The 14,497-nt window shown below is 62.1% G+C and carries 14 protein-coding genes and 1 tRNA gene; 11 read left to right on the forward strand and 4 right to left on the reverse strand.

What is annotated here, in order from left to right; all coding sequences use genetic code 11:
- Positions 1 to 137: 137 nt before the first annotated feature.
- Entirely contained in the window at positions 138 to 2,891 is a 2,754-nt protein-coding gene (locus AC07SU_RS09420) for a response regulator (RefSeq protein ID WP_176995509.1), read from the reverse strand.
- Between the two features lie 205 nt (positions 2,892 to 3,096).
- Here AC07SU_RS09420 and AC07SU_RS09425 point away from each other — a divergent pair, with 205 nt between their 5' ends.
- Positions 3,097 to 3,825 carry a response regulator transcription factor gene (locus AC07SU_RS09425; RefSeq protein ID WP_176995510.1) on the forward strand — a complete coding sequence of 243 codons (729 nt, stop codon included), beginning with the start codon at positions 3,097 to 3,099 and terminating at the stop codon, positions 3,823 to 3,825.
- Positions 3,812 to 5,182: a sensor histidine kinase gene (locus tag AC07SU_RS09430; RefSeq protein WP_494996884.1), complete on the forward strand. Its 1,371-nt coding sequence runs from the start codon at positions 3,812 to 3,814 to the stop codon at positions 5,180 to 5,182. The genes AC07SU_RS09425 and AC07SU_RS09430 overlap by 14 nt, the downstream gene beginning before the upstream one ends.
- A gap of 4 nt (positions 5,183 to 5,186) precedes the next feature.
- Here the strand turns inward: AC07SU_RS09430 and AC07SU_RS09435 are convergent, their stop codons facing one another.
- Positions 5,187 to 5,702 carry a DUF2062 domain-containing protein gene (locus AC07SU_RS09435; protein ID WP_176995512.1) on the reverse strand — a complete coding sequence of 172 codons (516 nt, stop codon included), beginning with the start codon at positions 5,700 to 5,702 and terminating at the stop codon, positions 5,187 to 5,189.
- 135 nt (positions 5,703 to 5,837) lie between these two features.
- Here AC07SU_RS09435 and AC07SU_RS09440 point away from each other — a divergent pair, with 135 nt between their 5' ends.
- From AC07SU_RS09440 to murB, 8 genes are all read left to right on the forward strand, one after another.
- Positions 5,838 to 8,063, forward strand: a complete 2,226-nt coding sequence (locus tag AC07SU_RS09440) for a DNA internalization-related competence protein ComEC/Rec2 (protein ID WP_494996885.1) — start codon at positions 5,838 to 5,840, stop codon at positions 8,061 to 8,063.
- 109 nt (positions 8,064 to 8,172) lie between these two features.
- Positions 8,173 to 8,808, forward strand: coding sequence for a MotA/TolQ/ExbB proton channel family protein (locus tag AC07SU_RS09445; RefSeq protein ID WP_176995514.1), 636 nt, complete (start codon positions 8,173 to 8,175; stop codon positions 8,806 to 8,808).
- The gene (locus tag AC07SU_RS09450; protein WP_176995515.1) at positions 8,805 to 9,233 is read left to right on the forward strand and encodes an ExbD/TolR family protein; all 429 of its coding nucleotides are present in this window, start codon (positions 8,805 to 8,807) and stop codon (positions 9,231 to 9,233) included. The genes AC07SU_RS09445 and AC07SU_RS09450 overlap by 4 nt, the downstream gene beginning before the upstream one ends.
- Complete coding sequence (gene lpxK / locus AC07SU_RS09455; protein ID WP_494996886.1) at positions 9,233 to 10,243, forward strand: tetraacyldisaccharide 4'-kinase; 1,011 nt, start codon at positions 9,233 to 9,235, stop codon at positions 10,241 to 10,243. The genes AC07SU_RS09450 and lpxK overlap by 1 nt, the downstream gene beginning before the upstream one ends.
- A gap of 23 nt (positions 10,244 to 10,266) precedes the next feature.
- The gene (locus AC07SU_RS09460; RefSeq protein ID WP_003174668.1) at positions 10,267 to 10,452 is read left to right on the forward strand and encodes a Trm112 family protein; all 186 of its coding nucleotides are present in this window, start codon (positions 10,267 to 10,269) and stop codon (positions 10,450 to 10,452) included.
- Positions 10,449 to 11,213 carry a 3-deoxy-manno-octulosonate cytidylyltransferase gene (kdsB, locus tag AC07SU_RS09465; RefSeq protein ID WP_176995517.1) on the forward strand — a complete coding sequence of 255 codons (765 nt, stop codon included), beginning with the start codon at positions 10,449 to 10,451 and terminating at the stop codon, positions 11,211 to 11,213. The genes AC07SU_RS09460 and kdsB overlap by 4 nt, the downstream gene beginning before the upstream one ends.
- Positions 11,213 to 11,677: a low molecular weight protein-tyrosine-phosphatase gene (locus tag AC07SU_RS09470; RefSeq protein WP_494996887.1), complete on the forward strand. Its 465-nt coding sequence runs from the start codon at positions 11,213 to 11,215 to the stop codon at positions 11,675 to 11,677. Before kdsB ends, AC07SU_RS09470 begins: the two co-directional genes overlap by 1 nt.
- Positions 11,674 to 12,693: a UDP-N-acetylmuramate dehydrogenase gene (gene murB / locus AC07SU_RS09475; RefSeq protein WP_494996888.1), complete on the forward strand. Its 1,020-nt coding sequence runs from the start codon at positions 11,674 to 11,676 to the stop codon at positions 12,691 to 12,693. The genes AC07SU_RS09470 and murB overlap by 4 nt, the downstream gene beginning before the upstream one ends.
- Positions 12,694 to 12,755: 62 nt before the next feature.
- On the opposite strand, the gene AC07SU_RS09480 is transcribed toward murB, so the two are convergent.
- The gene (locus AC07SU_RS09480) at positions 12,756 to 13,427 is read right to left on the reverse strand and encodes a Bax inhibitor-1/YccA family protein (protein WP_003192030.1); all 672 of its coding nucleotides are present in this window, start codon (positions 13,425 to 13,427) and stop codon (positions 12,756 to 12,758) included.
- A 152-nt stretch (positions 13,428 to 13,579) separates the two neighbouring features.
- On the opposite strand from AC07SU_RS09480, the gene AC07SU_RS09485 reads away from it, so the two are divergent.
- Positions 13,580 to 13,670 (forward strand) — tRNA-Ser (locus AC07SU_RS09485).
- Positions 13,671 to 13,783: 113 nt separating this feature from the next.
- On the opposite strand, the gene AC07SU_RS09490 is transcribed toward AC07SU_RS09485, so the two are convergent.
- A complete protein-coding gene (locus tag AC07SU_RS09490; protein ID WP_494996889.1) occupies positions 13,784 to 14,476 on the reverse strand; it encodes a YoaK family protein in 693 nt (230 codons plus the stop codon).
- Between the last annotated feature and the right edge of the window lie 21 nt (positions 14,477 to 14,497).

Raw genomic sequence — 14,497 nt, forward strand, 5'->3', positions numbered from 1 at the left:
CTCACACAATAAACACATAACCCTGTGGGAGCGGGCTTGCCCGCGATAGCGATGTATCTGTTGCAGCATCGTTAACTGATACACCGCCATCGGGGGCAAGCCCCCTCCCACCTAAGGCAGATCCCATTAGGCGCGGGTCAGGCGCTGACCCGCGCCTCACTGGCCAGTCGGGCAATCGCCATGTCCAACTCGTCCAGCGCTGCCATGGCCTTGGCGTCGTCCTGCTTGAGCAGGGTTTCGGCACGCTGGCAGGCGGCGCGCAGTTGCGGCACGCCGCAGTAACGGGTGGCGCCGTGCAGGCGGTGGACGCGTTCGATCAGCGCATTGTTGTCGTTGGCTTCACGGGCAACGGTGATGGCCAGGCGGTCGGCTTCCAGGGAGGCCAACAGCATGGCGAGCATATCAGCGGCCAAGTCGGACTTGTTGGCGGCCAGGCGCAGGCCTTCTTCGTGGTCGAGCACCAGCAATTGCAGGCCAGGGCCCAAGCCGTCGTTCGAACGCTCCGGCCCTTGGTTGCGCAGGGCCAGGCCGGTCCACTTCAGCACCACCTGGGCCAATTGCCGCTCACTGATGGGCTTGGTCAGGTAGTCGTCCATGCCGCTTTGCAGCAGGGCACGTTTTTCGTTGGCCATGGCATGGGCGGTGAGGGCCACCACCGGCAGCGGCGTGCCATGGCGTTCGCTCTCCCACTGGCGAATCGCCTCGGTGCTCTGGCGGCCGTCCATGCCGGGCATCTGCACGTCCATCAGCACCAAGTCGAAGGTTTCCTGTTTGACCGCGTCGATGGCCGCGTAACCGCTTTCCACCGCCTGGACCTTGGCCCCCATGTCTTCGAGCAAGGTTTGCACCAGCAGCAGGTTGGCCGGGTTGTCGTCCACACACAATACCCGCGGTGCGCGGCTCGACAGCGGTTCGCCCGGTTCGCTGCGCGCAGGGCGCGGGCTGATCAGGTCGGCCAGGGCGCGGCGCAGCTTTCGCGTACAGGCCGGCTTGGCCTGCAATTGGCTGTTGGGGTTGGGCACCGACTGGTTGAACAGCATCTGCTCGGTGGTCGGGCACAGCACCAGCACCTTGCAGCCCAAGTGTTCGAGGTCCCACAGATGCTGGTTGAGGCGCTCGGGCGGGATGTCATTGGCGGTCACGCCCAGCACGGCCAGGTCAATGGCCTGCTCGGTTTGATGGGCGCTGGTGATGCCATTGGTCAGGCTTTCCAGGGTGTTGAACGGGGTGACTTCCAGGCCGCAGTCTTCCAGTTGGTGCTGCAAGGCCTGGCGCGCCAGTTCGTGGTTTTCCAACACCGCCACGCGCCGGCCGAGCAGCGGCGGGGAGGGCAGGTCGTCAACGTCGTCGCGGGTCTTGGGCAGGCTCAGGCTGATCCAGAATTCCGAGCCTTCGCCCGGGGTGCTGTCCACGCCGATTTCGCCGCCCATCTGCTCAATCAATCGCTTGGAAATGACTAGCCCCAGGCCCGTACCGCCCGGTTGACGCGACAGCGAGTTGTCGGCCTGGCTGAACGCCTGGAACAGTGCGCGCACGTCCTGGTTGGACAGGCCGATGCCGGTGTCCTGCACGCTGATGCGCAGCTGTACGCTGTCTTCCTGTTCGTCTTCGATCATCGCCCGGGCAACGATGGTGCCTTCGCGGGTGAACTTGATCGCGTTGCTGATCAGGTTGGTGAGGATCTGCTTGAGTCGCAGCGGGTCGCCCACCAGCGCCAGCGGCGTGTCGCGGTACACCAGGCTGACCAGTTCGAGCTGCTTGGCATGGGCGGCGGGGGCGAGGATGGTCAGGGTGTCTTGCAGCAGGTCGCGCAGGTTGAACGGTACGCTGTCGAGCACCAGTTTGCCGGCTTCGATCTTCGAGAAATCGAGGATTTCATTGATGATGCCCAGCAGGTTGTCGGCGGACTTTTCGATGGTGCCCAGGTAATCGAGCTGGCGTGGCGACAGTTCGCTTTTTTGCAGCAGGTGGGTAAAACCAAGGATGCCATTGAGCGGGGTGCGGATCTCATGGCTCATGTTGGCCAGGAACTCTGACTTGATGCGGCTGGCCTCCAGGGCCTCCTTGCGCGCCAGGTCCAGCTCGATGTTCTGGATTTCGATGGTTTCCAGGTTCTGGCGCACGTCTTCGGTGGCCTGGTCGATGCTGTGCTGTAGTTCTTCCTGGGCATTTTGCAGGGTTTCGGCCATGCGGTTGATGCCCGAGGCCAGTTGGTCGAGTTCCTGGCTGCCCAGCGGTGGCAGGCGAGTTTCCAGGTTGCCGTCCTTTAACTGTGCAACGGCTTGCTTGATCTGGCCGATGGGCGAATTGATGGTGCGGCTGATCCGCAGCGCCAGGGCGGCCGTGCAGATCAAGCCGATGGCAATCAACAGCAGGCTGGCGAACAGGCTGCGATAGCCGCGCAGCAGCATACCGTTGTGGGACAGTTCTACTTCGACCCAGCCCAGCAAACGGTCGGCTTCGTCGGGAATCAAGTCGCCCGCCAGGTTTCGATGGCGGCCAAATACTGGCAGCAGGTAGCGCGTGGCGTCGTTGCCGGTGCGCTGCAACAGGTGCGAGCTGTTGCCGACGGGCGGCTGGTTGAGCATGGTCGGGCCCGCGTGGGCCAGGGGCGAGCGGTCGGGGCTGAGGAACGATACGGCGCGTACGTCCGGCTGTTCCAGGGATTGGGTGGCGATGCGCTCCAGCAGGTCGGTGTTGCGGGCACTCAGGGCCGGTGCCACCAGCGGCGCCAACTGTTCGGCGATCATTTCACCGCGCTGCAGCAACTGGGTCTGCAACTCCGAAAGCTGCATCCAGGTGAAATAGCCCCCCAACAACAGGGCCATCAGGCTGGTCGGTAATAAGGTCAGCAACAGTACGCGGCCTTTTATCCCCATTCTTCTTAGCACGCCACTCTCCTGCTACCACAGTGTTTTCGATTATCCGCGCAGGCATCCGGCCCGCACCACCTGCGCAGTGTAGCCATTTGCGCGGGCTGGAATCTCGCAAATTATTGACGGGTGGCAATCTTCGGGCCATTCGGTGCCCGGTGGCGATTGCCTGTGACGGTTTAATCTTGAATAATCGGCCATTGAGAATGAATTGCAGACGCTAATGAATCCCGCAGCAGTTGGCCTACCCAGTATCCTGACCATCGAAGATGACCCTGTGCTGGGCGCTTATGTCCACGAGCACCTGGGCCGCTGTGGCTTCCAGGTGACCTGGTGCCAGAATGGCCAGCAAGGCCTGCAGATGGCCCGGGACCAGGCGTTTGATGTGGTGTTGATGGATATCCTGTTGCCAGGTCTCGATGGGTTGTCGATTCTCACCCACCTGCGCCAGAGCCACGCGATCCCGGTGATCCTGATGTCGGCCCTGGGCGCCGAGGCGGATCGTATCAGCGGTTTTCGCCTGGGGGCGGATGACTATCTGCCCAAGCCGTTCAGCATGATCGAGCTGCGCGTGCGCATCGAGGCCATCCTGCGTCGCGTGGCGCTGGACCGTCGCCCGTTGCCGACACCCTTGGCGCCGCGTGATGACGCGCGTTCCCTGCGTTTTGACGACGAGCTGTGCGACATCTTCTATCAGGAGCACTGGGCCGGTTTGACCCGCAGCGAATACCGCCTGCTGGAAACCCTGCACCGCAGTGCGGACGAAGTGCTCAGCAAAGCCTTCCTTTATCAGCATGTGTTGCAACGCGGTTATGCCCCCCATGACCGCAGCCTCGACATGCACATCAGCCAGATCCGCCGCAAGCTCAAGGCCATCGGCTACAGCGAGCGCGAGGTGCGCACGGTGTGGGGCAAGGGCTATGTGCTGAGCGGTCACGATGAAGGGCTTTGAACGCGCGCTGAAACAACTGCCCGGCAAGCACTCGTTATTCTGGAAGCTGGCCTGCCTGTTGATTGCCTTCTGCTTGCTGATGATCTGGCTCAGTTGGTCCTGGGGCCGTTACATGGAAGAGCAGAATGCCTACCTGGCCGATGAGTCGCGCGAGATCCTCAAGGGCTATGCCGCCGGCGCCGAACTGGCGTGGAACACCCAAGGCAATGCCGGTGTGGATGCCTGGCTGCACGTCATGGCCCAGCGTGAATCGACCTGGATCGGCGTGATTGGCAACGACCTGCAATCCCTCAGCAGTGCACCCTTGAGTGACAAGGAAAGCCAGCGGCTGACCTTCTTGCGCGGGCTGGAGTGGCCGGTGAGCCGGCACGTCAAAGGCCTGCCGTGGGTGAAAATCCCGTTCCCGATGGACCCCGGTGCTGGCTCGCTGGTCATCGAATTGCCCAAGCGTTTTATGCCAGGGCGCTACCAATTGTTCTGGCGAGTGGTCACCAATGGCGTGATCCCGGGCCTGTTTACCTTGCTGCTGTGCATTGGACTTTATCGGCTGCTGATCATGCCCCTCAATCAGTTGCGCGAGCAGGCTAACGCCTGGCGTGCCGATCAACTCAATACCCGGATGTCCCGCGAGGCCATCAGCCGCCAGGATGAACTGGGCGAGCTGGGTCGGGCGTTTGACCATATGTCCGAGCGTTTGCAGGGCACCGTGGTGCTGCAACAACAGTTACTGCGCGACATGTCCCATGAATTGCGCACCCCCTTGAGCCGTCTGAGGGTGGCCTGTGACAGTGAGCAAGACCTTGCGCAGTTGCGCGAGCGGCTGGCACGTGAAGTGGACGCGATGCAGCGCCTGGTGGAAGACAGCCTGCAACTGGCGTGGCTGGACAGTGACAGGGCGCCGCTGCCTAACGAGGATATCCAGTTGCAGGCGTTGTGGGACATGTTGCGCGAAAACGCCTGTTACGAGAGTGACTGGCCGGCGTCGCGCATGCCTTGCCTGTTGCCGGCCGATTGCTGGGTGCGCGGCAACCTGAATGCACTGGCCCAGGCCCTGGAAAACGTGTTGCGCAATGCCATCCGCCATTCTCCCGCCCACGGTCTGGTGAAGCTGGACGGGTGCCGTGAGGGTGACTACTGGCACCTGTGGCTGGAGGATCAGGGCGGGGGCATCGCAGAGCAGGACCTTGAGCGAATTTTTGCGCCCTTTACCCGCCTGGAAGGTTCACGGCCTGGCGACGGTGGCTTCGGCCTGGGCTTGAGCATCGCGCGCAACGCCGTGCAGCGTCAGGGTGGTCGCTTGTGGGCGGAAAATACCGGGAAGGGCCTGCGGGTACACCTGCGCTTGCTGGCCCGTTGAGGTTTCAGGCGCGACGCTGTTTGCGCTTTTTCCACTGGTGGGCAACCCACCAGCGCCAATAGATCATGGTCAGGCAATAGGCCAACGCTCCCAGCACCAACCCCAGTACCACGGAACCCAGCAGGAAAGGCTGCCAGAGGGTGCTCAGTTGGCTGCTGATCCACTCCCAGGTGAGGTTGTCGGGCAGGCTGCGTGGCGGCACATTCATCAGCCAGGCGCCGGTGAGGTAGGTGCAGATAAACACCAACGGCATGGTGATCGGGTTGGTCAGCCAGACCAGGCTGACGGCAATCGGCATGTTGGCGCGTACGACAATCGACAGCACGGCCGCCAGCAGCATCTGCAAGGGAATCGGGATGAACGCCGCGAACAGGCCCACGGCCATGGCCCGCGCTACGGAATGGCGATTCAGGTGCCAGAGGTTGGGGTCATGCAGCAACGTGCCGAGAAACTGTAATGACTTGTGTTCCCTGATACTGCTGGGATCGGGCATGTACCGTTTGAATAAGCGCCGGGGCATAAGGGGTCCAGGTCAGTTCGAGGGGCAAGTATGCCCGCATTCTATAAACAGAAAATTCAGACTTTGTGACAAAACATCATAGGTCGCCCTGAGGGCCCGGCTAAGACTGATTGGAACTTTTGAAAAGGAAGCTCCATGAGAACCGGGATGTTCGCCCTCGCGCTTGGCTTGCTGGCCTTGCGATTTCTACCGGCACTGCCCCCGACTGCAGGCTTGCTGGCCATGCCGGTGCTGGCCTTGATGCTGCTGCCGTTTCGGACCTACCCGCTGGCGTTCTTCCTGCTGGGGTTGAGCTGGGCGTGCATCAGCGCGCAGTGGGCATTGGATGATCGTCTCAAGCCGACTCTGGACGGGCAGACACGTTGGGTGGAGGGGCGTGTGGTCGGGTTGCCGCAACAGACGGCCACCGGGGTGCGTTTCGAACTGGCCGACAGTCGGTCGCGCAATGCTCGCTTGCCCAAACGTATCCGGGTGTCCTGGCATGGTGGCCCGCCGGTTAAAAGCGGCGAGCGGTGGCGCTTGGCAATTAAGCTCAAGCGGCCCGCGGGGTTGCTCAATTTTCACGGTTTTGATTACGAGGCCTGGCTACTGGCCCAGCGCATCGGTGCCACCGGCTCGGTCAAGGATGGCGAGCGCCTCACGTCGGCGCGCAATGCCTGGCGCGATTCGCTGCGTCAGCAACTGATGGCGGTGGACGCCCAAGGTCGTGAAGCGGGCCTGGCGGCGCTGGTGCTGGGGGACGGTTCCGGGCTGAAGGCCGAAGACTGGCGGGTGCTGCAAGACACCGGCACCGTGCATCTGCTGGTGATTTCCGGTCAGCATATCGGCTTGTTGGCGGGTTTGATCTATGGCCTGGTGGCCGGTCTGGCGCGTTATGGCGCCTGGCCGCGAACGGTGCCGTGGCTGCCTTGGGCCTGTGGCCTGGCGTTTGCCGCAGCGCTGGGTTATGGCTTGCTGGCGGGGTTTGGCGTACCGGTACAGCGGGCGTGCGTAATGGTGGGCCTGGTCTTGCTATGGCGTTTGCGCTTCCGGCATCTGGGGATCTGGTGGCCGCTGTTGCTGGCATTCGACAGCGTGCTGCTGCTTGAACCGTTGGCGAGCTTGCAGCCGGGGTTCTGGTTGTCGTTTGCGGCGATTGCGGTGTTGGCCCTGAGCTTCGGCGGGCGTTTGGGGCGTTGGAGTGCCTGGCAGCTGTGGACCCGCCCGCAATGGTTGATTGCCATCGGTCTGTTTCCCTTGCTGCTGGTGCTTGGGCTGCCCATCAGCCTCAGTGCCCCCGTGGCCAATTTATTAGCCGTGCCGTGGATCAGCCTGGTGGTGTTGCCGTTGGCGCTTCTGGGAACGGCCTTGTTGGCCGTGCCGTGGGCGGGGGAAGGGCTACTTTGGTTGGCAGGCGGGGCGTTGGATGGGCTGTTTCGCGGGTTGGCCTTGCTCGCCGGGCACGTGCCGGCCTGGGTGCCGGCCGAAGTGCCTTTGGGCTATTGGCTGGTAAGTGTGGCAGGTGCTGTGTTGCTGCTGTTGCCCAAGGGTGTTCCGTTTCGGCTGCTGGGGTGGCCGATGCTGATGCTGGCAGTATTTCCACCGAGAACATTGGTGCCCCACGGTCAAGTGGACGTGGTGCAACTGGATGTCGGCCAGGGGCAGGCGTTGATCCTGCGCACGCGCAATCACACCATGATTTACGACACGGGGCCCCGGGTGGGAGATTCCGATCTGGGCGCTCGTGTCGTGCTGCCTTCGCTGAAAAAATTTGGGGTAGGGCAGTTGGACCTGATGCTGATTAGCCATGCCGACGCCGATCATGCCGGCGGCGCGGCAGCGGTTGCGCGAGGGCTGCCCGTCCAGCGAGTGGTGGGCGGGGAGACCACAGGTTTGCCGGCGTTTCTCCATACGCAACCCTGTATCAGCGGTGAGCAATGGACATGGGATGGGGTGTCGTTCGAGTTATGGCAGTGGCCCGACGCGATTTCTGGCAATGCCAAGTCCTGCGTATTGTTGATCGAGGCCAGTGGCGAGCGTCTGTTGCTCACGGGGGATATCGATCGCGCTGCTGAGCGGGTCTTGCTTGGCTCACCCTTGGCGGCGCCTGTCGATTGGTTACAGGCGCCGCACCATGGTAGCCACAGCTCTTCCTCCTGGCCTTTCGTGCAACGGCTGGCTCCCAAGTCAGTGTTGATTTCACGGGGCCGTGGCAATGCGTTCGGCCATCCTCACGCCCAAGTCATCGAACGTTACCGGGCGCTGGGCAGCCAGCGCTATGACAGTGCGGAACAGGGCGCGGTGCGCCTGCAATTGGGCGCTTTCCAGCCACCGGTTGTTGCGCGCAGTCAACGTCGCTTCTGGCGCGAACCCTTACCCTAGTGGTGCATTGCCCAAGGCCAGGCCCCGCGACGGGCGGGCCTGCGGCCGACAAACCCAGCCAGCGAACCTATATGGTAAAGTGGCGCACTTTTTCGAGGGGACATTCACTGTGTGGGAATTGGTCAAATCCGGCGGCTGGATGATGTTGCCGATCATCTTGAGCTCCATCGCCGCACTCGGCATCGTCGCCGAACGCCTGTGGACCCTGCGCGCCAGTCGCGTCACCCCCGAGCATTTGCTGGGGCAGGTCTGGGCCTGGATCAAGAACAAGCAGCTGGACAAGGACAAACTCAAGGAACTGCGTGCCAATTCGCCCCTGGGGGAAATCCTCGCCGCGGGCCTGGCCAACTCCAAGCACGGTCGCGAGATCATGAAAGAGTGCATCGAAGAGGCCGCTGCCCGGGTCATCCATGAGCTGGAGCGCTACATCAATGCGCTCGGCACCATTGCGGCCATGGCGCCGTTGCTGGGCTTGCTGGGCACGGTGCTGGGCATGATCGACATCTTCAGTTCGTTCATGGGCTCGGGCATGACCACCAACGCGGCGGTGCTCGCCGGTGGTATCTCCAAGGCGCTGATCACGACGGCTGCGGGCCTGATGGTGGGTATCCCGTCGGTGTTCTTCCACCGCTTCCTGCAGCGACGCATCGATGAACTGGTGGTGGGCATGGAGCAAGAAGCCATCAAGCTGGTTGAAGTGGTGCAGGGCGACCGTGATGTGGACCTGGTCGAGGGCAAAGCGTGAAATTTCGCCGCAAGCAACGGGAAAACGTTGATATCAACCTCGCGTCGCTGATCGACGTGGTGTTTATCCTGCTGCTGTTCTTTGTCGTCACCACCACCTTTACCCGACAAACCGAACTGCGGGTCGACCTGCCGGAAGCGGTGAGCGGCTCGCCGGCCGAGGACCAGGAGGTCAAGCAGCTGGACATCGCCATCAGCGCCGACGGCGTGTATTCGGTCAATAACCACCTGCTGGAGAAGAATGACCTCGCCAGCCTGATGGACGCCTTGCAGAAAGAATCCGGCGGCGATACCAAGATGCCACTGTCGATCAGTGCCGACGGCAAGACCCAGCATCAAGCAGTGATCACGGCAATGGACGCGGCCGGCAAGCTCGGCTTCAGCCATTTGCGCATGACCACCGTCGAGGCGGCGAGCCAACCCTGATGGCCATGTCCGATCGTTTGCTCAAGGCCTGGTACGAAGGTCATCCGACGCTCGCGCTGCTGCGGCCGCTGGAATCCCTCTATCGCCACGTAGTGCAGCGCAAGCGTGCGCGCTTCCTGGCGGGCGAGGGGCAGATCTACCAGTCACCGGTGCCGGTGGTGGTGGTGGGCAATATCACCGTGGGCGGCACCGGCAAGACGCCGCTGATCCTGTGGTTGATCGAACACTGCCAGCGCAGCGGTTTGCGCGTGGGTGTGGTCAGCCGGGGTTATGGCGCCAAGCCGCCGCACTTGCCGTGGCGGGTTGAGGCCAGCCACAGCGCCGAGGTGGCGGGCGACGAGCCTTTGTTGATCGTGCAGCGCAGCGGCGTGCCGCTGATGATCGACCCCGACCGCAGCCGCGCCGTCCGTGCGCTGCTGGCCAGTGAGCCCCTGGACCTGATTCTCTCCGACGATGGCCTGCAGCACTACCGCTTGGCTCGCGACCTTGAACTGGTGCTGATCGACGCCGCCCGTGGCCTGGGCAACCGCCGCTGCCTGCCGGCCGGGCCGCTGCGCGAACCGGTGGAGCGCCTGCAAAGCGTCGATGCGCTGCTCTACAACGGCGCTGGCGCTGACCGTGACGATGGTTTTGCCTTTCGCCTGGTGCCCACGGCACTGATCAACGTCAAAACCGGCGAGCGCCAGCCGGTCGACCATTTTGATGCCGGCCAGCAGGTGCACGCGGTGGCGGGCATCGGCAACCCGCAACGTTTCTTCAATACCCTTGAAACGCTACACTGGCGGCCGATACCCCATGCGTTCGCCGACCACGCGGTGTATAGCGCCGAGGTCTTGAATTTTTCACCGTCATTGCCGCTGGTCATGACCGAAAAGGACGCGGTGAAGTGCCGCGCCTTTGCCAGGCCCGACTGGTGGTACCTTGCAGTGGACGCGCTGCCGTCGCCGGCGTTTGTCGCCTGGTTCGACACGCAGCTGATGCGCCTGCTGCCCGCCCGTCTTTTGCCTTAAACGCTTCTTTCCAGGAAACACTCATGGACACCAAACTGCTCGACATCCTCGCTTGCCCGATCTGCAAAGGCCCGCTCAAGCTCAGCGCCGATAAAACCGAGCTGATCAGCAAAGGCGCCGGCCTGGCGTACCCGATCCGTGATGGCATCCCGGTCATGCTGGAGAGCGAAGCCCGTACCCTGACCACCGATGAGCGTCTGGATAAATGACCACCGCCTTTACCGTTGTCATTCCGTCTCGCTTTGCCTCCACCCGTTTGCCGGGCAAGCCGCTGCAATTGATCGGCAGCAAGCCGATGATCCAGTTGGTGTGGGAACAGGCCTGCAAAAGCAGCGCTGAACGCGTGGTGGTGGCTACCGATGACCCGCGCATCATCGAGGCCTGCAAAAGTTTTGGTGCCGAAGCCGTGCTGACCCGCGAAGACCACAATTCCGGTACCGACCGCCTGGCCGAAGTGGCCACGCAACTGGGCCTCGCGCCGGATGCGATCGTGGTCAACGTGCAAGGCGATGAGCCGTTGATTCCGCCAAGCGTGATCGACCAGGTGGCCGCCAACCTGGCTGCCCATGGCGAAGCACGCATGGCGACCCTGGCCGAACCCATCGAAGACATCGACACCCTGTTCAACCCGAACGTGGTGAAAGTGGTCAGCGACATCAACGGCCTGGCGCTGACCTTCAGCCGCTCGACGCTGCCGTGGGCACGCGATGCGTTCGCCAGGAACCGCGACGTGCTGCCCGAAGGCGTGCCGTATCGTCGCCACATCGGTATCTACGCCTATCGCGCTGGTTTCCTGCATGACTTCGTCAGCTGGGGCCCGTGCTGGCTGGAAAACACCGAGTCTTTGGAACAACTGCGTGCCCTGTGGCATGGCGTGCGTATCCACGTGGGCGATGCACTGGAAGCGCCGCCCGCCGGTGTCGACACCCCGGAAGACCTAGAGCGCGTCCGTCGCCTGCTGGGGGCCTGATGGACGTTTTGTTTGTCTGCCTGGGCAACATCTGCCGCTCACCGACAGCCGAGGGCGTGTTGCGCCACAAATTGCGCGAGGCGGGTTTGGCAGGGCAGGTCGACGTGGCGTCGGCTGGTACCGGTGACTGGCACGTCGGCAACCCACCGGACCAGCGCAGCCAGCGTGCGGCGCTGATGCGGGGTTATGACTTGTCAGCTCAACGTGCACAGCAGGTTTCCCGCGCCGACTTTGCGCGTTACGACTTGATCCTGGCGATGGACAACAGCAACTTGCGCAACCTCAAGGCATTGCAGCCGGGGCAGGGCAAGGCCGAGCTGGATCTGTTCCTGCGTCGCTATGAAGGCGAAGTGGATGAAGTGCCAGACCCTTACTACGAAGGTGAGCAAGGGTTTGAGCGGGTCCTGGACTTGATCGAACAGGCCTGTGATTCATTGGTCATCGAATTGAAGGGGCGGTTATGACCTTGCAGGTGCGGGCGCAGGTGTCGCTCAAACCGTTCAACAGCTTTGGCATCGATGTGCGTGCGCAGTTGTTCGCCGAAGCTCGCAGCGACGCCGATGTGCGTGAAGCCCTGGCGTATGCCGCTGCCCACGCGTTGCCGCTGCTGGTGATCGGCGGTGGCAGTAACCTGCTGCTCACCCAGGATATTCCCGCGTTGGTGCTGCGCATGGCCAGCGAGGGAATCCGCGTGCTGCACGACGACGGTATCCATGTGGTCGTCGAGGCCGAAGCGGGCGAGGCTTGGCACCCGTTTGTGCTGTGGACCCTGGAGCATGGTTTTTGCGGCCTGGAAAACCTCAGCCTGATCCCCGGTACCGTCGGCGCTGCACCGATGCAAAACATCGGCGCCTACGGTGTGGAGATCAAGGACGTATTCGCCGGCCTGACCGCACTGGATCGCCAGACGGGTGAGCTGCGCGACTTCAGTCTGCAAGAGTGCAAGTTTGCCTATCGCGACAGCCTGTTCAAGCATGAGGTCGGGCGCTGGTTGATCCTGCGGGTGCGTTTTGCCCTGAGCCGCGCCAGCCACCTCAAGCTCGACTACGGCCCGGTTCAGCAGCGCCTGGCGGGGCAGGGGATCACCGACGCGACGCCGAGTGATGTCAGTCGTGCCATCTGCAGCATCCGCCGCGAAAAGCTGCCGGATCCTGCCGAGCTGGGCAATGCGGGGAGCTTCTTCAAGAACCCGCTGGTGTCCCAGGTGCTGGCGGCCGAGTTGCAAACCCTGTACCCCGACCTGGTGGCGTACCCCCAGGCGGATGGGCAGATGAAGCTCGCGGCCGGTTGGCTGATCGACAAGGCCGGCTGGAAGGGCTTTCGCGAGGGTGATGCCGGCGTGCATAAGATGCAGGCGCTGGTGCTGGTCAACTACGGCGCGGCCACCGGGCATGACATTGCCAACCTGGCGCAGCGTATCCAGCGGGATATCGCTGAGCGCTTCAAGGTCGAGCTGGAAATGGAGCCTAACCAGTACTGATCCCTGGGCAATAAAAAAGCCCCGCATCTCTCGATGCGGGGCTTTTTTTATGTCGCTAGCAATCAGTCATCGCGGCTCATGATGCCGAAGATTTGCAACAGGCTGATGAACAGGTTGTAGATCGATACATACAGGCTGATGGTCGCCATGATGTAGTTGCGCTCACCGCCGTGGATGATGGCGCTGGTCTGGAACAGGATGCACACGGAGGAGAACAGCACGAAACCGGCGCTGATCGCCAACTGCAGGCCGCTGATCTGGAAGAACATGCTGGCCACCACGGCCGCCAGCAACACGAAGAAGCCCGCAGTGATGAAGCCACCCAGGAAGCTCATGTCCTTGCGGCTGATCAGCACGTAGGCCGACAGACCGCCAAACACCAGAGCGGTCATGGCGAACGCCGAGCTGACCACTTCCGCGCCGCCGGCCATGCCGAGGTAGCGGTTGAGGATCGGGCCGAGGATGAAGCCCATGAAGCCGGTCAGGGCAAACGCCGACACCAGGCCCCAGGCCGAGTCACGCAGCTTGTTGGTGAGGAAGAACAGGCCGTAGAAACCGATCAGCACGACAAAGATATTCGGGTAGCCGACGCGCATCTGCTGCGCCACATACGCCATCACGCCGCTGAATGCGAGGGTAAGGGCGAGCAAGCCGTACGTATTGCGCAACACGCGGCTGACTTCAAGCTGCTCAGCCTGCGCGTTACCATTCACTGCGTAATTCTGTTCGCGCATGGCGACACTCCTTCAGTTTTGAAACGTTCAGTCGCAAAGATCATAACAGACGCTCTGTAACAAGCTATGGCGAGAGTTTGACAGTGTGTTTCATTCGGGTATTATGGCGCCCGCTGAGACGGGATAGGCTACTATAATCCTGTGATGTACAAGGGAAATTGGCAGAGTGGTTGAATGCACCGGTCTTGAAAACCGGCGGACGTTAATAGCGTCTCCAGGGTTCGAATCCCTGGTTTCCCGCCAAGATTCAAACGAAAGCCCCGCGAATGCGGGGCTTTTGTGTTTTTGGGGGTTGGCCTCCATGTCAGAAGGTCGGTTTCACGAACAACTCCCTCTCGCTCATACGCCTTTCAGGACTACCCGGGCATATAAGCCCTCTGCCAGCGCGGAGGAATCATGACCGAAGCACACGCCAGGCCAATCGCCAACGCACCATCGACGGTGAACGCAAACAAGCCCAGTTCACGCTCAAGCAACGCACCCGCCACTGCCCCCATCAGCATGCCGGCCCACGGTATAAGCTGAACCCTCCACCCGTGCTTGCGTTCACCCAGCAACCAACGCCCAAGGCCGCGTCCAAAGCGTGATAGCGCGCCGGTGACGTAGGTCAGCCCGATTGGAAGTCCATTTATCTCCTCGACCACGGCATTGATCATGCCCATGGACAGCACCGCGCACACAAGCGCGAGAAATGGCGTCGGCATGACCGTGGCCAGGCAGAGCAGGGCGCCTACGCAAAACAGCAATGGCCAGGAACGCCGGCCAACGATGCGGGCGACGATTGCGCCCAGTGCGTTGCCGAGGATGAAGGTCAGGATCAAAGCCGTGATGCCGAGCGCAGTGGAGTCATCATGCGCCCCGATTGAAACGGCGAGTCGAGTGGTATTTCCGCTCATGAAAGAAACAAAATCACCCGTGGCCGTGAAGCCAATAGCGTCTGTCATGCCGGCGAGAAAGGACAGCGCCGCAACGAAGTAAAGGCCTACTTTTGCACGTATCTTAGCGATGCGTTTGGCGCGCACCGTGTAGAGGTTCAGTTCAGGAAGCAATTTTCACTCCTTGCATCGGCC

The sequence above is a fragment of the Pseudomonas sp. GW821-FHT05H12 genome, assembly GCF_059419385.1.

Bases quoted from the DNA above. Each gene is read 5' to 3' on its own strand.
- kdsB (WP_176995517.1), top strand. From the start codon at position 10,449: ATGACCACCGCCTTTACCGTTGTCATTCCGTCTCGCTTTGCCTCCACC.
- AC07SU_RS09440 (WP_494996885.1), top strand. From the start codon at position 5,838: ATGAGAACCGGGATGTTCGCCCTCGCGCTTGGCTTGCTGGCCTTGCGA.
- murB (WP_494996888.1), top strand. From the start codon at position 11,674: ATGACCTTGCAGGTGCGGGCGCAGGTGTCGCTCAAACCGTTCAACAGC.
- AC07SU_RS09460 (WP_003174668.1), top strand. From the start codon at position 10,267: ATGGACACCAAACTGCTCGACATCCTCGCTTGCCCGATCTGCAAAGGC.
- AC07SU_RS09470 (WP_494996887.1), top strand. From the start codon at position 11,213: ATGGACGTTTTGTTTGTCTGCCTGGGCAACATCTGCCGCTCACCGACA.
- AC07SU_RS09435 (WP_176995512.1), bottom strand. From the start codon at position 5,702: ATGCCCCGGCGCTTATTCAAACGGTACATGCCCGATCCCAGCAGTATC.
- lpxK (WP_494996886.1), top strand. From the start codon at position 9,233: ATGGCCATGTCCGATCGTTTGCTCAAGGCCTGGTACGAAGGTCATCCG.
- AC07SU_RS09430 (WP_494996884.1), top strand. From the start codon at position 3,812: ATGAAGGGCTTTGAACGCGCGCTGAAACAACTGCCCGGCAAGCACTCG.
- AC07SU_RS09480 (WP_003192030.1), bottom strand. From the start codon at position 13,427: ATGCGCGAACAGAATTACGCAGTGAATGGTAACGCGCAGGCTGAGCAG.
- AC07SU_RS09425 (WP_176995510.1), top strand. From the start codon at position 3,097: ATGAATCCCGCAGCAGTTGGCCTACCCAGTATCCTGACCATCGAAGAT.